The organism is Amaricoccus sp. B4, from assembly GCF_043226085.1.
In the GTDB taxonomy this organism is placed as follows: Bacteria; Pseudomonadota; Alphaproteobacteria; order Rhodobacterales; family Rhodobacteraceae; genus Amaricoccus.
Genome location: NZ_CP171225.1, coordinates 452,293 through 474,254, shown reverse-complemented (window position 1 = coordinate 474,254; position 21,962 = coordinate 452,293). Strand labels below are relative to the sequence as shown.

The window sequence follows — 21,962 nt, the reverse complement described above, 5'->3', positions numbered from 1 at the left end:
GTCTGCGCGAAGTGCAGAGCGTCAGTGAACAACTGGCGACGAGGATGCCATGGAATTTGACTGCTGGGTGGGATGTCTAGTGAATAGTTACTCGTTTGCGAATGAGGTCGACAAGCATGTCGGCCAGCGGATCCGCCAGCGTCGCGAGGCGCTGAAGATCAGCCAGGGGCGGCTTGGCCGGCATCTTGGCGTGACTTTCTCGCAGATCCAGAAATACGAAAAGGGCTCGAACCGGGTCGGTGCGGGTCGGCTCTATCAGATTTCAACATTTCTTGGCGTAACGCCGAATTTCTTTTTCGAAGGGCTTGGAAACAGCGAGATCGATCTTGTCGATCCGGCATCGCGCCCGAGCGGTGTCGGGCCTGACGAGCTGAAGAATCTGACCGATGCCTTTGCTAGGGTCGGCGACAAGCACACGCGGGCCTCGATCGTCGCGCTGGTGAAATCGCTGATGACCGACCTCGACAATCAGGCGATGCGCCACAACTGAGGCGCCTTCGGCCCCCTGCAGAGCCAGGGGTCCGGAAACAGGCCGCACCCCCCGGAGCAGTATGCCCGGGCGGCCAATCCTCGGCGCAGGAGCTGGTCTCCCTGACCGGGCCATGATCTCCCCGCGTTCCGATACACCCAGACCTGCGGATGTTCGAGGTCCGCCCGAAAGAACCACGCACTCGCGTGGGAAGTGTCTTCACCGCCCTCACCGGTTCCGGTTTGCGGACCGATTCTCCAGATTTTCCAGATGTTTTCCCTGGTGCGCGGCCGCCATTCGGCCCGTCATGGCAACGGCCTGCCGTCGCGGCGCCCTTTGGCGCGGGAAACGGCCTCGGCGCATTGACAGGGGGCTCAATCCCGCTATAAGCCCCCGATCCGCCGCCCGATTGGGGCGGTGGCACATGGCACCCGTGAGCCCCGCAAGGGGATCTCTGTCGGCCGGGATACGCCCGGCAAAGGAAGGGGCCGTTGATATTGAGAAAGAAGGAAGACTGACGTGACCAAGCGTACGTCCGCGAAGTACAAGATCGACCGCCGTATGGGTGAGAACATCTGGGGCCGCCCGAAGAGCCCCGTGAACCGCCGCGAATACGGCCCCGGCCAGCACGGCCAGCGCCGCAAGTCCAAGCTCTCGGACTTCGGCACCCAGCTCCGCGCCAAGCAGAAGCTGAAGGGCTACTACGGCGATCTCACCGAGAAGCAGTTCCGCCGCATCTATGCCGACGCCGTCCGTCTGCGCGGTGACACCTCCGAGCAGCTCATCGGCCTGCTCGAGCGCCGCCTCGACGCCGTCGTCTACCGCGCGAAGTTCGTGCCGACCATCTTCGCTGCCCGCCAGTTCGTGAACCACGGCCACGTGACCGTGAACGGCCAGCGTGTGAACATCGCTTCCTACCGCGTGAAGGAAGGCGATGTGGTCCAGGTTCGCGAGAAGTCGCGCCAGCTCGCGATCGTTATCGAGGCCGCCGGCAGCGCCGAGCGCGATCTGCCCGAATACCTCAATGTCGATCACTCCAAGATGAGCGCCGAATTCGTGCGCACGCCGGCTCTCTCGGACGTGCCCTATCCGGTGCTGATGGAACCGAACCTCGTCGTCGAGTTCTACGCGAAGAACTGATCGGCCTCGCGCCGCGTGCCTTCTTCGGGCCGCGGCGCATGCCTGCTCCGCAGGTCTTCGCTGGCGGTGTTCCGCCGGCCGGAGTTGCGGGGCCAGGTCCTGCCCACGAGCCCTTGCGGTTGTGGGCCGGACGTTCCATACCGATCCGCGATCGGATTTCATCCGGTCGCGCTCCCGAATGCCGGGAAGGGTCAATTTCCTGATTTCTCAGTGACATCATTCATGGATTTCCGCTCCTCCCAGCCGACAGTGACGCTCGCCGAGACGCGGCGAATGCCGGTCTGGCGAAGCCCCATCGGGCTTCTCATGGTGATGGCTGCGGCAATGCCGATCGCCTTCTCGGTCTGGAGCGCGCTTCTCAACAATTTCGTCGTCTCCGCCGCGGGGTTTACCGGCGTAGAGATCGGCTGGCTGCAATCCGTGCGGGAGATCCCCGGCTTTCTCGCGATCGGCGCCATCCTTGTCATCATGGTGATGCGGGAGCAGACGCTTGCGCTGGTGAGCCTTCTCATGCTTGGCCTCGCCGTCGCCGCGACAGCCTTCTTTCCAAGCTTCTCTGGGCTTCTCCTCACCACCCTGATCGGCTCGATCGGCTTTCACTACTACGAGACGATGAACCAGTCGCTGCAGCTGCAGTGGCTCGACAAGCGCGAGGCACCGGAAGCGCTCGGCCGGCTCATTGCCATGGGCTCCGCCGCCTCCTTCGCGGCCTACGGGCTCATCCTCGTGCTCTGGATCTGGCTCGATGTGGGCTACATGGCGATCTACCTGCTCGCCGGCCTCTCCACGGCGGCGCTTGCACTCTTCTGCTGGTTTGCCTATCCGCGCTTCGAAGCCCCGCACCCGCAGCGCAAGACGCTGGTTCTGCGCCGGCGTTACGGCCTCTACTACGCGCTTCAGTGCATGGCCGGCGCCCGGCGACAGATCTTCGTGGTCTTTGCCGCCTTCATGATGGTCGAGCGCTTCGGCTTCACCGTGCCGCAGGTGACCGGCCTGTTCATGGTGACCTTCGCCACCAACATCTTCCTTGCCCCCGCCATCGGCCGCATGGTCAGCCGGCTCGGGGAGCGCACCGCGCTCGGGATCGAGTATCTCGGGCTCCTCGCCGTTTTCCTCTGCTACGGCGGTCTCTACGTGTTCGACTGGGGCCCGACAGTGGCGGCAGCGCTCTACGTGATCGACCACGTGCTCTTTGCGCTCGCCCTGAGCCTCAAGACCTATTTCCAGAAGATCGCTGATCCGGCGGACATCGCCCCGACCGCGGCGGTTGCCTTCACGATCAATCACATCGCGGCGGTCTTCCTGCCGGCCTCGCTCGGCTATCTCTGGATCGTGAGCCCCAGGGCGGTGTTTCTCCTCGCCGCAGCGATGGCGCTCACGTCGTTCTGTCTTGCCATGCTGATCCCGCGCCATCCCGTGCCGGGCCGCGAGACCATCCTCTCCCGGGGCATCCGCCCGGCCGCCGTGACCTGATCGATGGCCGGTCCGAAGTTCACCACCGGCGCCACGATGCGCCATGTCGCGGTGATGACGCTCACCGGCGCCTTCGGCCTGACCTTTCTCTTCCTCATCGACATCGCGACGCTCTTCTGGATCTCGCGCCTCGGGGACGAGCACCTGGTTGCGGTGCTGGGCTTTTCCTGGACCATTATCTTCTTCGTGATCTCGGTGGGGATCGGTCTCGCCATTGCGGCGATGGCGCTGGTGAGCCGCGCGCTGGGGCAGGGGCGACGCGAGCAGGCGCGAAGCGTTGCCTCGGCCGCGATGCTCATCACGCTCGTGCTCCAGGTCGCGATGACGGCAGTGGTGCTGGTCTTCCGCCACCAGGTGCTGGGACTCGCCGGGGCGAGCGGCGAGACGGCCGAAATGGCGAGCCGCTTCCTCCTCATCAGCATGCCCGCGATCCCGCTCATGACGCTCGGCATGGTCGGCGGCGCGATCCTGCGCGCGGTGGGCGATGCCTGGCACTCGATGTCGGTCTCGCTGGCTGCAGGCGTTGCCGCGCTCGTCTTCGATCCGCTGCTCATCTTCGGGTTCAATCTCGGCATCGACGGAGCGGCCTGGGCGACCTTTCTCTCGCGCGCCCTCGTCGGCATTCTCGCCATCTTCTATCTCGGCCGGGTGCATGGCATGCTCGGGCGGGTGAGCCTCCGGACCGTGATCCGCACCGCCAGGCCGTTCTTTGCCATCGCGGGTCCGGCGATGATCTCGCAGCTCTCGACGCCCTTCGGCAATTACATCCTCACGACCCTGATCGCGCAGCACGGCGATGGCGCCGTGGCAGGCTGGGCCATTCTCAACCGGTTGTCCGCGCTTGCCTTCGGCGGCATCTACGCGCTCTCGGGCTCGATCGGCGGCATTCTCGGCCAGAACTATGGCGCCGGTCTGCTCGACCGTGTCCGTTCGACCTATCGCGACGCGCTGATCTTCGTGACGCTCTATACCGGCATCACCTGGTTTCTGCTCTACCAGTTTCGGGCACCGATCATCGCCTTCTTCCGGCTCGGCCCGGAGGGCGCGGTGGTCGTGTCGGCCTTCATCGGCCTTGCGGCGGGCGGCTTCGTCTTCACCGGCGCGCTCTTCTGCGCCAATGCGGCCTTCAACACCCTGGGGCGGCCACTCTGGTCGACGGTCTTCAACTGGGCGCGGGATGCCTTCGTGATGTTTCCCATCGCCTGGACACTCTCGGCGTGGGTCGGCGCACCCGGCGTGGTCTACGGTCAGGCACTGGCAGGCGTCGCCGTCGGTTGCGCCTCGGCCTGGATCGGCTGGCGCTTCGTCGTGACACTGAAGCCGCTGCGCGGACTTGGACAACGCCCTTTCGGCGCTACATGAAACAGGGTCCGAGCAATCAACGCCGGGGAGACCTGACATGTCCTCTTTCTTCCGCAAGACCGAACTGCCGACACAGGGCTCTGCCCTGCCAGGCCGACCCGATCCGATCCCGACCGCCTCAAGCCACTATGTGAATGGCCGTCCGCTCAAGGGCCGCGAGCTGGAGGGAGCGCAGCGCATCGTCTTCGGCATGGGCTGTTTCTGGGGTGCCGAACGCAAGTTCTGGGAGCTGGAGGGTGTCTGGACGACGGCCGTGGGCTACGCTGGCGGCGAGACGCCCAATCCGATCTACGAGGAGGTCTGCTCCGGTCTCACCGGCCATACCGAGGTCGTCCTCGTCACCTGGGATCCCGCGATGCTCTCGCTTGATGCGCTGCTGCGCACGTTCTGGGAAAACCACGATCCGACCCAGGGCATGCGCCAGGGCAATGACATCGGCACCCAGTACCGTTCCTGCATCTATGTGAGTGATCCCGCGCAGAAGGCTGAAGCGGAAGCCTCACGCGACGCCTATCAGGCGCGGCTCGATGCCGCCGGCTATGGCAGGATCACCACCGAGATCCGCGAGGCACCGCCCTTCTACTATGCCGAGGCCTATCACCAGCAGTATCTGGCCAAGAACCCGCGCGGCTACTGCGGCCTGGGCGGCACGGGCGTCAGTTGCCCGATCGGCGCAGCGATCGTCTGAAGCGCGGTTTGCTGCGACTTATGTCTAGGCCCATTAGACTAAGGATCAATTGCCCGATCCCGCGGCGCTCAGCATAATCGGCGCACTCAAAACAAGCCAGCTCGGAGGAAACCATCATGGCCTGGACGAAGCCCATCCTGCGCGAAGTCGCCTGCGGCATGGAAATCAACATGTACGGACCCGCGGAAGACGATCAGGACGTCCTTTTCTGATCGCGGCGGCGCGGAGGGCGACATGGCGTTCCGCGCACGCGTGTTGGGCGCAGCCGCCGGGGGCGGCCTTCCCCAGTGGAACTGCGGCTGTGAGAACTGCCGCCTCGCCCGGGCGGGCGAGATACCGTCCCTGACGCAGTCTTCGCTTGCGGTGAGCGGCGACGGGCAGTCATGGGCGGTGCTGAACGCCTCGCCCGACATTCGCGCCCAGATCGCGGCATCCCCCTGTCTGCATCCGACGGATCTGCGAAAGACGCCGCTTGCATCGGTGTTGCTGACCAATGGCGACATCGATCATGTGGCAGGGCTGCTGAGCCTGCGAGAGCAGCAGCCCTTCACCCTCTTTGCAACCGGCGAAATCCACGAGGTGATTGCGGCCAATCCGATCTTCAATGCGCTCGCCGCTGACAGGGTCGCGCGCGTCACCGTGGAGATCGGACATGAGTTCGAGATCGTAAGTGGGCTTCATGCAACGCTTTTCCCGGTGCCCGGCAAGGTGCCACTCTACATGGAGGGTGCCGAGGTCCAGACCGATCTGGAAGGCGAGCAGACCGTCGGCGTCGAGCTTCGCACAAACGGGCGGCGGATCTTCTACATTCCCGGCTGCGCGGCCGTGACCGATCGTCTCGCCGAACGCATCGGCGGCGCGGATCTCGTATTCTTCGACGGCACGCTCTGGCGTGACGACGAGATGCAGCGCACGGGCGTCGGCACCAAGACCGGCAAGCGAATGGGACACATCTCGATGAGCGGACCGGAAGGCTCGATCGCAGCGCTCGCGGCGCTCGGGATCGGCGAGAAGGTCTTCGTCCACATGAACAACACCAACCCCGTCCTGCGCCCGTCATCGCCCGAGCGCGCCGCGGCGGAAGAGGCCGGCTGGCGCGTGGCGCAGGACGGCATGGAGATAAGCCTATGACGGCCACACGGGAAGAGTTCGAGGCGCGGCTGCGCAACATCGGCACCGAGCGCTATCACGACAAGCATCCGTTCCATCAGCGGCTTCATTCGGGCCAGTGCACGCCCGAACAGGTCCGGGCCTGGGTAATTAACCGCTTCTATTACCAGTCTCGCATCCCGATGAAGGATGCGGCCTTCATGAGCCGGGTGGAGGATCCCGATCTGCGCCGGGCGTGGCGCTCCCGCATCGAGGACCATGATGGCAGCGACGGCAACGAGGGTGGCATCCGCCGCTGGCTGCGCCTGGCCGAGGCCGTGGGGCTCGACCCGGACTACGTGGCGAGCCTCGAAGGCGTCCTGCCCGCGACGCGCTTTGCGGTGGATGCCTATGTCCGCTTCGTGCGCGAGAAGACCCTGCTCGAGGCCGTCGCGGCCTCGCTGACCGAGCTCTTCGCCCCGGCAATTCATGCGGCCCGCATCGAGGGTCTTCTCCAACATTATGAATTTGCAGACGACTCCAGCCTTTCCTATTTCCGCAAGCGCCTGACCGAAGCGCCGAAGGATGTGGCCTTCGGTTTGGCCTGGGTGCTCGATCATGCCGATACGGCCGAGAAGCAGGATGCGGCGGCGGCGGCTCTCACCTTCAAGACCGATGTGCTCTGGGCCCAGCTCGACGCGCTCGATGCGGCCTATGTGACGCCGGCGCGCATCCCGCCCGGCGCCTGGGTGCCGGGGCAGGGCATGGCGGCGCGGGTGGCGGCGGAATGAGCCTCGCGGCCGCCTCCGTGCCCCGGATGCCGCGCGGCGTGCGGCTTCAGGAAGATCGCGTGCGGGGCGGCTGGGTGCTTCTTGCGCCGGAGCGGGCCATTGCGCTCGATGCCGTGGGTCTCGCGATCATTTCGCGCATCGACGGCGCACGCGATTTCGGCGCGATTGTCGCTGATCTGTCAGAGACTTATGGTGCGCCGGAGGCCGAGATCGCGCGGGACAGCGGCGAGTTCATCGCCGCGCTCGCGGAGCGGCGCATTCTGGAGATCATGGTATGACCGCCCGCCCGCCGATCGCGATGCTCGCCGAGCTCACCCATCGCTGCCCGCTGTCCTGCCCGTATTGCTCCAACCCGGTGGAGCTGGCGCGGAAGGAGAGCGAGCTTTCGACTGCGGAATGGGCCGGGGTGTTCCGGCAGGCCGCGGAGCTCGGCGTGCTGCAGCTGCATCTCTCCGGCGGGGAACCGGCCTCGCGGCGGGACCTCGTGGAGCTTGTCGAGGCCGCGCGGGAGGCGGGGCTCTACACCAATCTCATCACCTCCGGCATCGGGCTGACGGAGCGCCGGCTCATGGCGCTCGACGCCGCCGGGCTCGACCACATCCAGCTTTCGCTGCAGGGGACGGATGCGGAAACCGCCGACAGGATCGGCGGCTATCGCTCTGGTTTCGAAAGGAAAATGGCCGTCGCCGCCTGGATCGGCAAGATCGGCTTTCCGCTCACGCTCAACTTCGTCATGCACCGGCAGAACATGCACCAGCTGCCGCGCGCGCTCGAAATGGCGGAGGAAATGGGGGCGCGGCGGATCGAGGTGGCGACGGTGCAGTTTCATGGCTGGGCGATGCTCAACAGGGGGGCGCTGATGCCGAGCCTCGAGCAGGCGCGGGAGGCCGGGCGGATCGTGCGGGAGGCGCGGGAGCGGCTCAAGGGGCGGCTGGTGATCGACTATGTGCCCGCCGACTATCACGCCAAATATCCCAAGCCCTGCATGGGCGGCTGGGGCTCGACCGGGCTCAACGTCACGCCGGACGGCATCGTGCTGCCCTGCCATGCGGCGCAGACGATTCCGTCGCTCAGTTTCGAGACCGTGCGGGAGAAAACGCTCGGCGAGATCTGGGAAAACTCGAGCGCCTTCAATGCCTTCCGCGGCACGGACTGGATGGCGGAGCCCTGCCGGTCCTGCGACCGGAAGGAGGCGGATTTCGGCGGATGCCGGTGTCAGGCGATGGCGCTGGCGGGGGATGCGACGGCGACCGATCCGGTCTGCATCAAGTCGCCGCTGCATGGGAAAATCCATGCCATGGCGCAGGACTGGGCCGCGGAAGAGGGCGCCGAGCTGACCTGGCGAACGGGGCCGGAACGGGTGCTCGAAGGGCAGAGCTGAGGCGCAGATCCGCGTGTCTGGATTCGGTATGGAATCGATATGGAATCCATATGGCAAGCAAAGCACTCGGGTATATCCGCCCGGATCGGACGACATCGCCTCCGAGGGCCAGCAGGTTTAGCCTCCCGGATCGCATCAGCGGGGTGCCGGGGGCACGCCGCGCGATCCGGTCGGCCGGAGGGCTATGCCCGGAGGTCGAGGGGTTTGGGGCTGGCCCATCGGGCCGGATCGAGGCGGGGCTGCCCTGGGAGGCGCGCACTGCGCGTCCGCCCCCGGGAGGGCAGCCGCGGCTCGATTTGCCGCGGGTCAAATCGAGTTGAATTCTCAACACTTTTGTAGAATACTGCTGCATATCTAGTAAAATATGATACTTCATATTAATTATAGTTGGATAAAAAATGTTTTTTTCAGATGAAGAGATTAATTTGCTGCGTTTGTTTGATCCATGGTATCTGTCGCAAGTTAAGCGCATGTACAATGAGAAAAAACGATTAGTTCACTACACGTCATCAAGTGTTGCATTTAGTATCTTAAAGAATTCAGAAATATGGATGCGAAATGCAGCATGCATGAATGATTATATGGAAATATATCACGGAATTCAATTTGTAGATAAATTTATAACCTCAGAATTATATATTAGCGTTATGAGGTTAATTGACGAATCGTTTCCTGATACATCTAAATATATTGAAGCTATATTTCACAATTACAAAAATCAATATCTGTATGATACCTATATAACTTGCTTGTCAGAGCATGAGACCTCGGAAGATTTTCTCGGAAGACTATCAATGTGGAGAGCTTACGGGGGAAAGAGCGGCGTTGCCCTTGTAGTTAGAAATACTCCCTTTCTGACCTATAAAAATCAGAATATTGGTGCCTTTTCGGCTCCGGTACTATATGCTGGAGAAAAAAATTTTAAGTCTCATTTAGAAGAAACGTTTGAAAACTTGCGCAATAGCATCGAAGAAATTTCAAAACTCGACAAAGAAGATGTTAAAAAAATGTTAGCTAATCTTTTGATAAGACTAATTTTGTGCTCTAAGCATCCAGGTTTTAGTGAGGAGAAAGAGTGGCGAATTTATCATTTGCCGATATTTTTCCAGTCAAAACATCTTTCAAAGAGTATTGAGATTTGCAGAGGTGATCCCCAAATTGTTTACAAGATGCCATTGAAAAATAGATCTGATCTTGAAATTAGAAATATAGATCCAAAAGAAATTCTTGACTCTTTAGTGATTGGACCACACGAAAATCCACTTCCATTGAGTCGTGCGTTCAAATATATTTTGGAAGATCTTAAATTTAGCAACCCAGATAAAATAATTAAAGTATCAGATATCCCGTTACGCTAATTAATAGAATCACTATACCCAATATAGGACGATAAATGTAAGATTAAATTCCGCTCATTTTTCCGTCTATATTTTCAATCATAGAAATTAATTTGCAGAAATATTCGAGGGTTGCCCATGGGTCTACCGCTCCTCAATCATCCATCTTCAGCGCGTTGATGAAGGCTTCCTGCGGGATCTCGACGCGGCCGAACTGGCGCATCTTCTTCTTGCCGGCCTTCTGCTTGTCGAGGAGCTTGCGCTTGCGGGTGATGTCGCCGCCGTAGCATTTCGCCGTCACGTCCTTGCGCAGCGCCGAGATCGTCTCGCGGGCGATGATGCGGCCGCCGATCGCGGCCTGGATCGGGATCTTGAAGAGATGCTGCGGGATGAGCTCCTTGAGCTTCTCGCACATCGCCCGGCCGCGGGCATCGGCACGCGCCCGGTGGACCATGGTGGAGAGCGCGTCGACCGGCTCGTCATTGACGAGGATCTGCATCTTCACGAGGTCGTCTTCCTGATAGCCCGTCACCTGGTAGTCGAAGCTCGCATAGCCCTTGGTGACCGATTTCAGCCGGTCGTAGAAGTCGAAGACCACCTCGTTGAGCGGCAGGTCGTAGACCACCATGGCGCGGGAGCCCGCGTAGGTGAGGTCGAGCTGCACGCCGCGGCGATCCTGGCAGAGCTTGAGGACGTCGCCGAGGAATTCGTCGGGCACGAGGATCGTCGCCTTGATGCGCGGCTCCTCGATATGGTCGATCTTGACCTGCTCCGGCATGTCGGCGGGGTTGTGAAGCTCGAGCATCGTGCCGTCGGTGCGGTAGATGTGGTAGATGACCGAGGGCGCGGTGGTGATGAGGTCGATGTCGTATTCGCGCTCGAGCCGGTCGCGGATCACCTCGAGGTGCAGGAGGCCGAGGAAGCCGCAGCGGAAGCCGAAGCCGAGGGCGGCGGAGGTTTCCATCTCGGCGGAGAAGCTCGCGTCGTTGAGCTGGAGCTTCTCGATCGCGTCGCGGAGATCCTCGAACTGGGCGCTGTCGACCGGGAAGAGGCCGCAGAACACCACCGGCTGCGCCGGCTTGAAGCCCGGCAGCGGGGTCTCGCAGCCCTTCTTCTCGGTGGTGATGGTATCGCCGACGCGGGTGTCGCGGACCTGCTTGATCGAGGCGGTGAGAAAGCCCAGCTCGCCGGGATAGAGCGCGTCCACCGGCAGCATGGCGGGGCGGAAATGGCCGACGCGGTCCACGGGGTAGGTGGCGCCGGTCTGCATCATGCGGATGCGGTCGCCCTTCTTCAGCACGCCGTCGAAGATGCGCACGAGGACGACGACGCCGAGATAGGCGTCATACCAGCTGTCGACCAGCATGGCCTTGAGCGGGGCCTTCGCATCGCCCTTGGGCGCGGGCAGGCGGGCGACGATGGCCTCGAGCACCTCGGGGATGCCGAGGCCGGTCTTGGCCGAGATCGGCACCGCTTCGGAGGCGTCGATCCCGATCACGTCCTCGATCTGCTCCTTGACCCGCTCGGGTTCGGCCGCCGGAAGGTCGATCTTGTTGAGGACGGGGACGATCTCGTGGCCGGCGTCGATGGCCTGGTAGACATTGGCGAGCGTCTGCGCCTCGACGCCCTGGGAGGCATCCACCACGAGGAGCGAGCCCTCGACCGCGCGCATGGAGCGGGAGACCTCGTAGGCGAAGTCCACATGGCCGGGGGTGTCGATGAGGTTGAGGACGTAGGTCTCGCCGTCCTTGGCCTTGTAGTCGATGCGGACGGTCTGGGCCTTGATGGTGATGCCGCGCTCGCGCTCGATGTCCATGGAGTCGAGGATCTGCTCCTTCATCTCGCGGTCGGCGACGGTGCCGGTGGACTGGATCAGCCGGTCGGCCAGGGTGGATTTCCCGTGGTCGATATGGGCGACGATGGAGAAGTTTCGGATGCGCGAAATGTCGGTCATTTCCGCCGTATATCGGGTTTCCGGGGGCGGTCAAGTGGCCGTCGCGGCCTCGGGGGCGAAGCCGCGACTTCGGCGGGTCTCAGCGGCCCTGGACGGTCTCGACGAGGCTGCGCAGGCGGCCGGCCGGGACGGCGGCGGGAAGGTCGCTGTCGTCGGGTGTGGAGGCTTGGGGTGCTGCCGTGGCGCTGGGAGCCGGGGCGGCGGGAACGGGTTCGGGCGCCCGCTGCGGCGCGCTGGCGGGCTGTTGCTGGCGTGTCGCGGCACCGGTCGATCGTGCCGCGCCGGAGCCGGAGCCCGACAGCCAGACCTCGAGCGTTCCAGGCCGCACCGGGGTCTGGAGGTAGGTGAAGTCGCGCACGGGCGGAACCTCGGGCAGGTTCGCGCCGAGGGCCGCGGCGAGCGCGCGGGCGTTCTCGAGGTCCGCCGCGTGGAAGTAGCGGACGTTGCTGGTGCTCACGTTGAGGTTCATGCGAATCGCCGGCTGGACGCCGAAGCCCGCGCCACTGAGGGTGGCGGCGATGGCATCGCTCTCGGCGACCGGGACGCCGCGGGGCACGTGGAGGAAGACGCGGGTCTCGCCGACGGGCACGGCCGCGGCGGTTTCCTCCTCCGGCGCGGGCTCGGCTGCGGCGGCGGTGTCTTCCGGGGCGGCGGGCTGCTCTTCCGTGATCGCAGCTTCTTCGGCTTGCGGCACGGTGGGCGGCTCGTCGGTGGCGGGCTCGGGCTCGACGGCGGCGGTTTCCGGCGCGGCGGGGGGCGCCGGCGGGCGGGCCGCGGGGAAATCGGCAAGGTCGGGGACGGTGGTCAGGCCCTGGCTGTCGGGGTCATGGATGGCGCCCGGATGCTCGGCGCGGCCCGAGGCGGAGGTGAAGCCGCGATCGGCGGGAGGCGTCGGGATCCGTGGCGGCGCGATATCGGCCGGGGAGGTGTTCACGGCAAGCTCCGGCGCCTCGGCGACGAAGGCATCCGGCGCGGCGGCAGGGGCCGCGGCGCTGTCGGCCGCCGAGATTTCCACGTCCGGCGTGGCCGTCTGCGGCGCGGGCTCGTGGTTGGCGCGGACAAGCCAGAAGGCGATGAGACCGCCCGCGAGCGCACCGGCGGCGAAGATCATCGCAAGCATCTGCGGCGACCGGCGCGGTGCCGCCGGCGCTGGAGCCGCGGCCATGGCCTCGGTGCGCTCGGCGCCCGGCAGGACGGGCGGGGCCGGCGGCGCGGCGGCCGGAAGCGCGGGCTCGGGCGGAACGCTGGCGACGGGGCGCTGCGGCACGGCCGGTTTCGCCTGGCGGCGCGAGACGCCATCGAGGGCCTGGATGAGACGGGCCGTGCCGTCGCGGCCGGGCGGCGGGGCCGTCACGGCAGCCGGGGCGGGCGCAGGCGCGGGGGCGGGTGGCGCCGCGGGCTCGGGCGCACCGAGGCGCTCTTCGCGGATGTTGGCCTCCGGCGCGTCTTCGGCCAGATCGACCATGCGGATGCGGGCGCCGCGCGGGGTTTCGGCCGCCTCGTCGGTGCCCTTGCGTTCGGAGAGGGCCCGCTCACGGCGTTCCCGCGCCTCGGCCACACGGCGCTCCCAGGCAATCGGGTCGAACAGTTCCGCAAGGGATTTCTCTTCCGGTTCGATTCCCGGCCGCCGTGTCATCTTGTCCCGCCTCCGAAGGGCGCAGATGCGCCATCCCCGATTTTCCGCACCGGGTTAACAATACGATACCACTTCGGCATGTGCAAAAGCACAGTCGAGTGACTCTGGGCGAAATCCCGCCGGTCTGTGCGGGACGGACACGGCCGCGCAAGCGCGGGCCGCGTCAGCCCCGGGAGCAAAGGATCCGCGGCTGGCGGATCAGTTCACCACGGTCGCGTCCGTGAGCGAAAGCACTTCCTCGCGGCTCACGCCGTCGGCCAGCTCGACGATCGCAAGGCCGCCCTCGACGACATCGAAGACGCCGAGATTGGTGATGATGCGGTCGACGACGCCCTTGCCGGTGAGCGGCAGGGTGCATTCCTTCAGGACCTTCGACTCGCCCTTCTTGTTGGCGTGGTCCATCACCACGATCACCCGGCCGACGCCGGCGACGAGATCCATCGCGCCGCCCATGCCCTTCACGAGCTTGCCCGGGATCATCCAGTTGGCAAGATCGCCGTTCTCGGCGACCTCCATCGCGCCCAGGATCGCCGCGGCGATCTTGCCGCCGCGGATCATCGCGAAGCTCTGGGCGCTGTCGAAATAGGCGGTGCGGGAAAGCTCGGTGATCGTCTGCTTGCCGGCGTTGATGAGGTCGGGGTCTTCCTCGCCTTCGAAGGGGAAGGGCCCCATGCCCAGCATGCCGTTCTCCGACTGCAGCGTGATGTCCTTGTCGCCGACATAGTTGGCGACAAGCGTCGGGATGCCGATCCCGAGGTTCACGTACATGCCGTCTTCAAGTTCTTCCGCGGCGCGCGCGGCCATCTGATTGCGGTCCCAGGGCATGGGTGGCGTTCTCCCGTGTCGTTCAGGTCTTCATGAGCAGAGTGCGACCGGCTCCGGCCGGGACAGGCTGCGGCGGGTCGCGAAGTAATGTTCGAACCACAGGGTGCCGTACTGGCTGTTCATGTGGGTCGAGTCGGTGTCGGGGTGGGGCTCGTCGTGCCGGAGCCTGCGGGAATCGCGCGAAAACTCCGCGCGCGTGAGACAGGATGGCAGCAGGGCGGCCTGCGGCGGGGTGATGAGCTCGATTCCCATTTCGCCCAGCATTGCCGCAAGGCGCGCGAAGAAGATCGCGAAGGCTTCGGGCGTGCCCTCCGGCTGCTTGGCAAGCGTGGCCCAGGGGCTTTTCGGCCGGTTGCGGGTGATCAGGGCCGAGGGAAGCGGCTTGAGCGCAATGGCGAGCGGCGGGGCGGGCCAGCCGCGCCATTCCGGACCGGGCAGGATATCGGCGGCGAGCTCGTCGATGAGCGCATCGAACGCCGGACGCGAGAGCCTGCGCGCGGCGCCGACCTCGCGCAGGCCGTCGATGTCGAACCCGGCGAGGAGCTTGGCGATGGTGTGCTGCGGCCACTGGTAGCCGGCCCAGACCACGGCGTCGCCGGACGTGAGGTCGATGTTCATCCGTCCGTTGATCCGCTCGACCGTTTCGCGCGAGGCGGCATCCGCCGCCGCCGCTTCGCGGCTGAGGCCGAAGACGCGATCGCCGCTCAGCCGAAGCAGGCGGAAGGTGAGGCCCGGTGCGGCGAAGAAGATCACTTCCTCGCCGGGAAACTTCCCTGCGCCATCGTCCCAGGCTGCCTTGAGCGCAGCGGTGTGCGAATTGCCAATCAGGATCGTCCGGCTCATTTCGCGAATGCCTCCAGCAGTGCTTCCTCGCAGACGACGTCATCGGGTTCGGCGGCGGCGGCGCCGCCGCGTCGCCGGCCCTTTGCCTTGCCTCCGGCCTTCGCCTTGCCGCCTTCCGCGTCGGCCTTCGGGGGTTTGACCTTCGCGGCAGGGGTTGCTGCGGTTCCGGTGATGCCGTGGGCGGACTTGAAGAGGCCCATGGCCGTGCCGACGCCCTGGTGCGAGACGCTGCGCATGTTGGGCAGGTAATAGGCGCCACGGGCGTTCTGCGAGGTGATGATCTCGAAGGAGGGGAAGTAGTCGATATCGTCGAAGCGCTCGACCAGCATGCCGCAGACCGCGCGCAGCACCGCTTTCGAGTAGCAGGTCGCGACCTCGACATGGTTGCCCGAGGCGGTGGCGGTGAGCGGCACCGGCGAGACGGTGACGAGGAACTTCACGCCCGGATTGGTGCGCTTGAGCTGCTTGCGGAACTGGGTGAAGTCCTTCAGCACCTCCATCGCGTCATAGTTGCGGAACTCGAACACCTCGGGGTCGAACTCGCCGCCGATGGTGCCCGGTGCGGTCGGGTAGACGGTGCCGGTCTCGCGATGCACCCAGGCCTCGGTGAGGCCGAAGGTGAAGACGAAGAGGTCGGCCTGACGGAAGGCGCGGCGCACGCAGGCGAGGTGGTGCTTGCGGTGCTCGAGGACGAGCTCTTCGGTCTCGAGCCCCTCGGGCTCGACGCCGGGACGCTGCGCATCGACGAAGCGGTCCCCCTTGCGCCAGACGGGCAGGGCCGGGGTGAACTTGCCGTTGGCCTCGTCCTGGAGCTGGGCGAGCTGCCGGGCGGTGTAGATGTTGGCATAGCGCGCGGAATAGAGGCGGTAGCCGTAGCGCTGCGCGGTGGCGTCGGAGATCTCGACGGGCAGGCTCTCGGTATCGACGACGTCGAGCCCGGCCTCGCGCAGGGTCCGCCCGACATGCTGGGCGAAGCAGCTGCCGGCGGTGGTGATCTTCATGTCGCGGGTGACGGGAAAGCGGGGGGTATAGAGGTCGCCCGGATCGAGCGGCGCGCGCTCGCCGACGCCGCTGCGCCAGTAGGCACGGGCAGGAAGGTCGGAATAGGGTGACTTCATGGGCGGGGTCCTTCGCGTCTGGGCGTCCGCATCGGGCGCAATGGGGGCGAAAATGCTCGTGAACCGCCAGAAAACTCCGTGGGCGATGCACGCAGGCGAAGAGCACTATGGCAGCCCCCGGAGGGGCTGTCACCCTGCCTGCGCCGCGCCGTTCCGCGCCCCGTCATGGCCGGGCGAGATCAGGCCGTTTCCCGCTTGCGGGTGGTCCGCTGCTCGATGCGCTTCTCGTGCTCGCCCTGGATCAGGCGGTGGACGTAGATGCCGGGCAGGTGGATCGTGTCGGGGTCGAGCGAGCCGCGCGGGACGATTTCCTCGACCTCGGCGACGCAGAACTTGCCGCAGGTGGCTGCGGGCGGGTTGAAGTTGCGGGCGGTCTTGCGGAAGACGAGGTTGCCGGTGTCGTCGGCCTTCCACGCCTTCACGATCGAGAGATCGGCGACAATGCCGCGCTCGAGGATGTAGGTCTCGCCGTCGAACTCCTTGTGCTCCTTGCCCTCGGCGATCACCGTGCCGACGCCCGTCCGGGTGTAGAAGCCGGGGATGCCGGCGCCGCCGGCGCGCATGCGCTCGGCGAGCGTGCCCTGCGGGTTGAATTCGAGCTCGAGCTCGCCGGAGAGATACTGGCGCATGAACTCGGCGTTCTCGCCGACGTAGGACGAGATCATCTTCTTGATCTGGCGGGTCTGCAGCAGCTTGCCGAGGCCGAAATCATCGACGCCGCAATTGTTGGACGCGATGGTGATGTCCTTGGTGCCCGCCGCAACGATGGCGTCGATCAGCAGTTCGGGAATGCCGCAGAGGCCGAAGCCGCCCGCCGCGATGAACATGCCGTCGAAAAGCAGGCCGTCAAGGGCGGCCTCGGCGGACTCGTAGACTTTCTGCATTCGGATTTCCCCCGGCTGGTTTCTGGTCTTGGGGCTTCTCTCGAAGCGCGCTCTCATCCCCCTGTGCATCCGGGATGGCCGGGGGCAAGTCAAGGGGCGCGCGGCATATCGTGGCATACCGCAAGGGTATCGGGCCGGGCGGACGGGGGAATCGGACAGAAAACGGACAGTCGCGGCCCGCCCGTTCAGGCGGCAGGCCGCTGCGCCTTCGCCTCCTGCATGGCCGGGAGGCACTCTTCCTCAAGATCGCGCACCACGGCGACGCCACGGATGATGCCGGGCAATCTCGAGCTGAAAGCGGAAGGGAGGAAACAGGCTGGGCCTGCCTCAGCCGCAAAAGCGATGACCACATGGTCCCATTCGATGCGCGATTGCACAGACCAGACCAGCGCGGCTCCGGCCACCACGGCGATCAGAGAGGGATAATTCGTCTGCGTTCTGCCGAAGAACGGAACATGTAATTCGGAAACGACCCCATCCCCATCAGGATTTTCCTGTTGTCGCGCATTCACCCAAGCGGCCGTCAATAGTAAAATAGATTTCGAAAAAAGGGGGCGCGAATGTTCAAATTCAGATTTTCAATTTTCTCCTGTCCACCTCATGCCCTTACGGAGCGACGGACGAGGTGCACGGAACTCTGTTTGCAAGCGCCCTGACACTGCCGGTGTTGCCTGACCCTCAAGAACAGTCGCAGTGACGGCAATACCCGGAAACCCCTTCGACACAGCCATGCGCAAGGGGACGCCGAGCGGCTCATGCGTCGTGCCGGATCTCCTCGGTGTAGACGACCATCGCCGCGCCGGTGCGCCGCGCGCCTTCCATCGCCTCCTGCATGACCGGGTGGCGCTCCTCGTCGAGGGTGCGCACGACGGCGCCGCCCCGGATTATGCGTGCATGCTGCCAGCCGGCCCGCGTCGTCTCGTCCACCGCTTTCTCATGGGCCGTCTCCGTTGAAGCGGCCGTGACGTAGAGGATCAGCGCATGGCGTGCCCCCGGCCGGTAGCTGCCCGACGATCCAGCCACCGCTTCGGCCAGAAAGATATAGATGTCATCTGTCATGCTGCCCGCCCCCCGCACAGCGCCGACGCGATCTGAACAAATCGCCACTAATTGTCAGTTTTGTCGGGAGGCCGCCCGATGTCCATGCAAGGGTTGACACTTCCTTAATGGCGGGCGGAGCGCGAAGGTGGCTTCTCAGAGCTCGTCGTCGATGAAGGTGACCTGGCGGAAATAGCCGTAGGGCTCGAAGGACGCGCCGAGCGCGCCGATCCCCAGCGAGAGGGCGGCGCAGAAGCCGGCCATGCGGACCCGGGCGAAGTTTTCCGTGAAATCGCCGCTCACCCAGGACCCGAGCAGGGCATCGCCGAAGAAGACCAGCGCCATGAGCAGGCTCGCGCCGAAGACGGCGAGATAGGTCACGGCCATGCCGATGCCGACGGCGGCCGCTGCGCTCGTGTTGCTGACCACGCGCTGTTCCATCAGGCCGCGCTCGCCGGGGCGGGCGAGCAGCCGCTGGGATTTCAGGACCCAGCCGCTGGTGGCGATGAGGGCCGCGAGCGAGGTTGCGACGACCGTGCCGACCGGAAGCCGCAACGCCACGTCCCAGGATTCGGCCGTCATCATCAGCACCGCGAGGGCCGAGGCCGCCGCGGTGGTCAGACGGTTGAACCGCAGGGGAAATTCCCAGGGCCGCATCCGCAGGATGCCGCGCGGCAACGCCCGGCGGTTGACCCACAGGGCACGGGCGTAGAAGGCGAGCGCACCCGAGTGGCCCGCCTCCGTCTCCTCGACGCGGAGATCGGCCACATCCGCAAGCACCTCCGAGAGGTGTTCGGTATCCTCGCGGGAATAGTCCTCGGCCGAGAGGGTATCGAGATCGCGCGGGCGGTCGAAGGGACCCATGGCGCCGCCGGTATCGGGCGCGAGCCCGTTGAGCCGCCCGAAGAGGTTCATGGCAAGCGCCACGATCCGCGCAGACATCCGCTCCGCATCGAAATTGCCGTCGACAAGGCGCGCGGTGGAGATGATCGCGGCGCCGAAGGCGTGGGAGAGCACGGCATGGGTTGCCGGGCGGGTGTAGGCCACGAGATCCTGGGTGGTGAGCACGAAGACGTAATCGAGCCGGCGGCGGGTCCGCACGATTTCGGCCTCGTCGAGCAGCATGACCGGCTCGATCGCGCGTTCCTTGTGCATCTCCCCGCGCTCGACGATCTCGTGGCGCCAGTCGAAGCCGGGAAAGAGGCGGGAGAGCCGCGTCATCACCTCCTCCGCGGCGGCGATCATCGGCTGCCGCGCGGTTCCGAGGCCGGGGCCGAGAAGAAGCCAGCCGATCTCGACCCGCGGCCGGCCGGCAGGGCGCGCCTCGCCGGTCATTGCCGGCACCTGTTGGGGAAGTCGGGTCTCACGCGGCGAGAAGGCCCTCGATTTCGGCCTGGAGCGCGCGGGTCTCGCGCGCCGCCGCCGACCGGCCGGAGAGCTCGCCCGCGGTGCGGCCGTCGAGGAAGGCCTGGGCGAAGGCGACGCGGTTGCCGAGACGGCTTTCAAGCAGCAGCGTGCGGGCCTCGCCAAGGGTCGCGAGCACATCCTCGAGCGAGCTCGAGCGCGGCGGCACGCGGTTGAGCAGGATCCGGCAGGGGGTGCGGAAGCGGGCCGCGCTGTCGATCACCGTCTGGCTGGCCCAGACATCGACCGGCGAGGGCTGGCAGGGGGTGATGACGATGTCGGTTTCGCGGAGCACGTTGTCGAGGAGGCTTGTGTCGGCGCCGGGGCAGTCGACCAGCACGAGATCGTGGTTCTTGCGCGCCTGCTTCATGTCGGAGGACGCGCGGTAGCTCTTGCTCTCGATGCGGGTGAGGCTGGAATCGCCGCGCAGGGCGACCCAGCGGGAGAGCGACTGCTGCGCGTCGAGATCGATCAGCGCGACGGACTTGCCCGCGCGGATCCATTCGACGGCAAGATGCGCCAGAACCGTGGTCTTGCCTGCGCCGCCCTTCTGTTGGGCAAAGGTAATGATGTGCCCCATATACTGTGTCTCCTGCCCCCGCTTTCCGCAGTATATGGGAAAGATCTGCGTTGAAAAGAGGCAATCGCGGGAGGCATGCACACCAAGGCGACAGCGCCGGAGGGCCGCCGGGGCGACCGGAAAACCGCTTCAATTACAATTTGATGCAAAGTCTATCTCATGCGCCTCGGGAAGTGCTGCGGCCTTCACGGCTCCGCGCGCGGCTGCGAAGGCCGCTTTCGCTCGCTTTGCGCATTGTCTAGGAAGGCCGGACGTCATCGGGGGCGCCGGCCCCCGCCAGCAGACCAACCGGAGGATCTCCTCATGAGCGAATGGTGGCGCGGCTGCGTGATCTATCAGATCTATCCCCGCTCGTTTCAGGACAGCACCGGCGACGGGGTGGGCGATCTGCCCGGCATCACCAGCCGGCTCGGGCATGTCGCGAAGCTCGGGGCCGATGCGATCTGGCTCTCGCCGATCTTTCCCTCGCCCATGGCCGACATGGGCTACGACGTGTCGAACTACACCGATATCGAGCCGCTCTTCGGCTCGCTCAGGGATTTCGACGCGCTGGTGGCAGAGGCACACCGGCAGGGGCTCAAGGTCATCATCGACCAGGTGCTGAGCCACACCTCGGAGAAGCATCCGTGGTTCATCGAGAGCCGCTCGAGCCGGAGCAATCCGCGGGCGGACTGGTATGTCTGGGCCGATCCCAACCCGGACGGCACGCCGCCCAACAACTGGCCCTCGGTCTTCGGCGGCCCGGCGTGGGAATGGGACGGGGTGCGGCGGCAGTATTACCTGCACAACTTCCTGATCGAGCAGCCCGATCTCAACTTCCACAATCCGGCGGTGCAGGACGCGCTGCTCGAGACCATGCGCTTCTGGCTCGAGCGCGGGGTGGACGGCTTCCGGCTCGATACGGTGAACTACTATTTCCACGACCCGAAGCTGCGGTCGAACCCGCCGGAGAAGCGCGACGATCCTCGCCCAACGGTGAACCCCTACGACATGCAGGATCACCGCTTCTCGAAGAACCGGCCCGAGAACATCGCCTTTCTCAACCGGATGCGGGCGCTGCTTGACGAATACGACGACCGCATGCTGGTGGGCGAGGTCGGCGAGCAGGGGCACCGCGCCGTGGAGATCATGGCGGAGTACACCAAGGGCCGCGACCGGCTGCACATGGCCTATTCCTTCGACATGCTGAAGGACTTCTTCTCGGCGGAGTATTTCGCCACGAAGATCAAGGCCTTCTTCAAGCATGCGCCCGACGGCTGGCCCTGCTGGAGCTTCTCGAACCACGATGTGATCCGCCATCTCAGCCGCTGGGAGGGGCACGGGGCCAACCGCGATGCGCTGGCCAAGCTCACGGCGGCGATGCTGCTGAGCTTCCGCGGCTCGGTCTGCGTCTATCAGGGCGAGGAGCTGGGGCTCACCGAATCCGATCTGGCCTTCGAGGAGCTGACCGATCCGCCGGGCATCCGCTTCTGGCCGGAATACAAGGGCCGCGATGGCTGCCGGACACCGATTCCCTGGGATGCGAGCAACCCCTGCAACGGCTTTTCGACCGTCGTGCCCTGGCTGCCGGTGAAGCCCGCGCAGGCGGCGCGCAACGTGGCCGAGCAGGAGATGGAGCCGGGCTCGACGCTCGCCTTCTATCGCGCGTTCCTCGCCTGGCGGCGGCAATGCCCGGAGCTGCACGACGGGGACCTCCGGTTCGTCGAGACCACGGAGCCGGTGCTGGCCTTCGAGCGCAGCGGCTCCGGCGGCGGCCGGATCGCCTGCGTCTTCAACCTCTCCGCCCATCAGACCGAGCGGGTGACGGCGAAGGGCGCGGTGCTGGCGGCCGGCGCCCCGACGGAAGGGGCGACGCTCGCGGAGGGCCGGCTCACGCTCGCCCCCAACGGCTTTGCCTTCCTCGTGCCGGAGGCCGAGGGCGCCGAGATGGGGATCCGGAGCTGAATGGAG

General features: G+C 65.2%; 22 protein-coding genes. 12 read left to right on the top strand and 10 right to left on the bottom strand.

All coding sequences use genetic code 11. The annotated features are described in order from the left end of the window. Positions 1-49: 49 nt before the first annotated feature. The 11 genes from ACF66B_RS02270 (at position 50) to ACF66B_RS02220 (ending at position 9,751) form a co-directional block, all read left to right on the top strand. Positions 50-490, top strand: coding sequence for a helix-turn-helix transcriptional regulator (locus tag ACF66B_RS02270; protein WP_111428450.1), 441 nt, complete (start codon positions 50-52; stop codon positions 488-490). A gap of 498 nt (positions 491-988) precedes the next feature. Further along, positions 989-1,609 carry a 30S ribosomal protein S4 gene (rpsD, locus tag ACF66B_RS02265; RefSeq protein WP_111428451.1) on the top strand — a complete coding sequence of 207 codons (621 nt, stop codon included), beginning with the start codon at positions 989-991 and terminating at the stop codon, positions 1,607-1,609. Positions 1,610-1,831: 222 nt separating this feature from the next. Continuing rightward, positions 1,832-3,082 (top strand): MFS transporter, encoded by a 1,251-nt coding sequence (locus ACF66B_RS02260; protein ID WP_111428452.1) that lies wholly within the window; start codon positions 1,832-1,834, stop codon positions 3,080-3,082. A 3-nt stretch (positions 3,083-3,085) separates the two neighbouring features. After that, complete coding sequence (locus tag ACF66B_RS02255) at positions 3,086-4,444, top strand: MATE family efflux transporter (protein ID WP_111428453.1); 1,359 nt, start codon at positions 3,086-3,088, stop codon at positions 4,442-4,444. A gap of 37 nt (positions 4,445-4,481) precedes the next feature. Further along, the gene (gene msrA / locus ACF66B_RS02250) at positions 4,482-5,132 is read left to right on the top strand and encodes a peptide-methionine (S)-S-oxide reductase MsrA (RefSeq protein ID WP_111428454.1); all 651 of its coding nucleotides are present in this window, start codon (positions 4,482-4,484) and stop codon (positions 5,130-5,132) included. A gap of 116 nt (positions 5,133-5,248) precedes the next feature. Then, the gene (gene pqqA, locus ACF66B_RS02245) at positions 5,249-5,344 is read left to right on the top strand and encodes a pyrroloquinoline quinone precursor peptide PqqA (RefSeq protein ID WP_111428455.1); all 96 of its coding nucleotides are present in this window, start codon (positions 5,249-5,251) and stop codon (positions 5,342-5,344) included. A 22-nt stretch (positions 5,345-5,366) separates the two neighbouring features. Further along, positions 5,367-6,263, top strand: a complete 897-nt coding sequence (gene pqqB / locus ACF66B_RS02240) for a pyrroloquinoline quinone biosynthesis protein PqqB (RefSeq protein ID WP_111428456.1) — start codon at positions 5,367-5,369, stop codon at positions 6,261-6,263. After that, positions 6,260-7,012 carry a pyrroloquinoline-quinone synthase PqqC gene (gene pqqC, locus ACF66B_RS02235; protein WP_111428457.1) on the top strand — a complete coding sequence of 251 codons (753 nt, stop codon included), beginning with the start codon at positions 6,260-6,262 and terminating at the stop codon, positions 7,010-7,012. The genes pqqB and pqqC overlap by 4 nt, the downstream gene beginning before the upstream one ends. Further along, positions 7,009-7,290 (top strand): pyrroloquinoline quinone biosynthesis peptide chaperone PqqD, encoded by a 282-nt coding sequence (pqqD, locus tag ACF66B_RS02230; RefSeq protein ID WP_111428458.1) that lies wholly within the window; start codon positions 7,009-7,011, stop codon positions 7,288-7,290. The genes pqqC and pqqD overlap by 4 nt, the downstream gene beginning before the upstream one ends. After that, a complete protein-coding gene (gene pqqE / locus ACF66B_RS02225) occupies positions 7,287-8,393 on the top strand; it encodes a pyrroloquinoline quinone biosynthesis protein PqqE (protein WP_111428459.1) in 1,107 nt (368 codons plus the stop codon). The genes pqqD and pqqE overlap by 4 nt, the downstream gene beginning before the upstream one ends. Positions 8,394-8,791: 398 nt before the next feature. Next, on the top strand, positions 8,792-9,751 hold the full coding sequence (locus ACF66B_RS02220; protein ID WP_111428460.1) for a DUF2971 domain-containing protein: 960 nt from the start codon (positions 8,792-8,794) through the stop codon (positions 9,749-9,751). Between the two features lie 133 nt (positions 9,752-9,884). Here ACF66B_RS02220 and lepA read toward each other — a convergent pair whose 3' ends face one another. From lepA to ACF66B_RS02170, 10 genes are all read right to left on the bottom strand, one after another. Then, positions 9,885-11,684, bottom strand: a complete 1,800-nt coding sequence (gene lepA, locus ACF66B_RS02215; protein WP_111428461.1) for a translation elongation factor 4 — start codon at positions 11,682-11,684, stop codon at positions 9,885-9,887. Positions 11,685-11,763: 79 nt separating this feature from the next. Continuing rightward, complete coding sequence (locus ACF66B_RS02210; protein ID WP_111428462.1) at positions 11,764-13,320, bottom strand: hypothetical protein; 1,557 nt, start codon at positions 13,318-13,320, stop codon at positions 11,764-11,766. 198 nt (positions 13,321-13,518) lie between these two features. Then, positions 13,519-14,145: a CoA transferase subunit B gene (locus ACF66B_RS02205; protein ID WP_111428463.1), complete on the bottom strand. Its 627-nt coding sequence runs from the start codon at positions 14,143-14,145 to the stop codon at positions 13,519-13,521. 30 nt (positions 14,146-14,175) lie between these two features. Beyond that, positions 14,176-14,988, bottom strand: coding sequence for a hypothetical protein (locus ACF66B_RS02200; protein ID WP_111428464.1), 813 nt, complete (start codon positions 14,986-14,988; stop codon positions 14,176-14,178). After that, entirely contained in the window at positions 14,985-16,106 is a 1,122-nt protein-coding gene (locus tag ACF66B_RS02195; RefSeq protein WP_392663875.1) for a GSCFA domain-containing protein, read from the bottom strand. The genes ACF66B_RS02200 and ACF66B_RS02195 overlap by 4 nt, the downstream gene beginning before the upstream one ends. A 179-nt stretch (positions 16,107-16,285) precedes the next feature. Beyond that, positions 16,286-16,990 (bottom strand): CoA transferase subunit A, encoded by a 705-nt coding sequence (locus ACF66B_RS02190; RefSeq protein WP_111428465.1) that lies wholly within the window; start codon positions 16,988-16,990, stop codon positions 16,286-16,288. 185 nt (positions 16,991-17,175) lie between these two features. Beyond that, a complete protein-coding gene (locus tag ACF66B_RS02185; RefSeq protein WP_162683152.1) occupies positions 17,176-17,502 on the bottom strand; it encodes a hypothetical protein in 327 nt (108 codons plus the stop codon). A 241-nt stretch (positions 17,503-17,743) separates the two neighbouring features. Next, positions 17,744-18,049, bottom strand: a complete 306-nt coding sequence (locus ACF66B_RS02180) for a hypothetical protein (RefSeq protein WP_111428467.1) — start codon at positions 18,047-18,049, stop codon at positions 17,744-17,746. A gap of 135 nt (positions 18,050-18,184) precedes the next feature. Further along, entirely contained in the window at positions 18,185-19,363 is a 1,179-nt protein-coding gene (locus ACF66B_RS02175; RefSeq protein WP_111428468.1) for a hypothetical protein, read from the bottom strand. A 28-nt stretch (positions 19,364-19,391) separates the two neighbouring features. Then, positions 19,392-20,012: a ParA family protein gene (locus tag ACF66B_RS02170; protein ID WP_111428469.1), complete on the bottom strand. Its 621-nt coding sequence runs from the start codon at positions 20,010-20,012 to the stop codon at positions 19,392-19,394. A gap of 303 nt (positions 20,013-20,315) precedes the next feature. On the opposite strand from ACF66B_RS02170, the gene ACF66B_RS02165 reads away from it, so the two are divergent. After that, entirely contained in the window at positions 20,316-21,956 is a 1,641-nt protein-coding gene (locus ACF66B_RS02165) for an alpha-glucosidase family protein (protein WP_111428470.1), read from the top strand. Positions 21,957-21,962 lie beyond the last annotated feature (6 nt).

Excerpts from the sequence above, each read along its gene's own strand:
- ACF66B_RS02270 (WP_111428450.1), top strand. The coding sequence starts at position 50 with ATGGAATTTGACTGCTGGGTGGGATGTCTAGTGAATAGTTACTCGTTT.
- ACF66B_RS02260 (WP_111428452.1), top strand. The coding sequence starts at position 1,832 with ATGGATTTCCGCTCCTCCCAGCCGACAGTGACGCTCGCCGAGACGCGG.
- ACF66B_RS02255 (WP_111428453.1), top strand. The coding sequence starts at position 3,086 with ATGGCCGGTCCGAAGTTCACCACCGGCGCCACGATGCGCCATGTCGCG.
- msrA (WP_111428454.1), top strand. The coding sequence starts at position 4,482 with ATGTCCTCTTTCTTCCGCAAGACCGAACTGCCGACACAGGGCTCTGCC.
- pqqA (WP_111428455.1), top strand. The coding sequence starts at position 5,249 with ATGGCCTGGACGAAGCCCATCCTGCGCGAAGTCGCCTGCGGCATGGAA.
- pqqB (WP_111428456.1), top strand. The coding sequence starts at position 5,367 with ATGGCGTTCCGCGCACGCGTGTTGGGCGCAGCCGCCGGGGGCGGCCTT.
- pqqC (WP_111428457.1), top strand. The coding sequence starts at position 6,260 with ATGACGGCCACACGGGAAGAGTTCGAGGCGCGGCTGCGCAACATCGGC.
- pqqD (WP_111428458.1), top strand. The coding sequence starts at position 7,009 with ATGAGCCTCGCGGCCGCCTCCGTGCCCCGGATGCCGCGCGGCGTGCGG.
- pqqE (WP_111428459.1), top strand. The coding sequence starts at position 7,287 with ATGACCGCCCGCCCGCCGATCGCGATGCTCGCCGAGCTCACCCATCGC.
- ACF66B_RS02220 (WP_111428460.1), top strand. The coding sequence starts at position 8,792 with ATGTTTTTTTCAGATGAAGAGATTAATTTGCTGCGTTTGTTTGATCCA.
- lepA (WP_111428461.1), bottom strand. The coding sequence starts at position 11,684 with ATGACCGACATTTCGCGCATCCGAAACTTCTCCATCGTCGCCCATATC.
- ACF66B_RS02210 (WP_111428462.1), bottom strand. The coding sequence starts at position 13,320 with ATGACACGGCGGCCGGGAATCGAACCGGAAGAGAAATCCCTTGCGGAA.
- ACF66B_RS02205 (WP_111428463.1), bottom strand. The coding sequence starts at position 14,145 with ATGCCCTGGGACCGCAATCAGATGGCCGCGCGCGCCGCGGAAGAACTT.
- ACF66B_RS02200 (WP_111428464.1), bottom strand. The coding sequence starts at position 14,988 with ATGAGCCGGACGATCCTGATTGGCAATTCGCACACCGCTGCGCTCAAG.
- ACF66B_RS02195 (WP_392663875.1), bottom strand. The coding sequence starts at position 16,106 with ATGAAGTCACCCTATTCCGACCTTCCTGCCCGTGCCTACTGGCGCAGC.
- ACF66B_RS02190 (WP_111428465.1), bottom strand. The coding sequence starts at position 16,990 with ATGCAGAAAGTCTACGAGTCCGCCGAGGCCGCCCTTGACGGCCTGCTT.
- ACF66B_RS02180 (WP_111428467.1), bottom strand. The coding sequence starts at position 18,049 with ATGACAGATGACATCTATATCTTTCTGGCCGAAGCGGTGGCTGGATCG.
- ACF66B_RS02175 (WP_111428468.1), bottom strand. The coding sequence starts at position 19,363 with ATGACCGGCGAGGCGCGCCCTGCCGGCCGGCCGCGGGTCGAGATCGGC.
- ACF66B_RS02170 (WP_111428469.1), bottom strand. The coding sequence starts at position 20,012 with ATGGGGCACATCATTACCTTTGCCCAACAGAAGGGCGGCGCAGGCAAG.
- ACF66B_RS02165 (WP_111428470.1), top strand. The coding sequence starts at position 20,316 with ATGAGCGAATGGTGGCGCGGCTGCGTGATCTATCAGATCTATCCCCGC.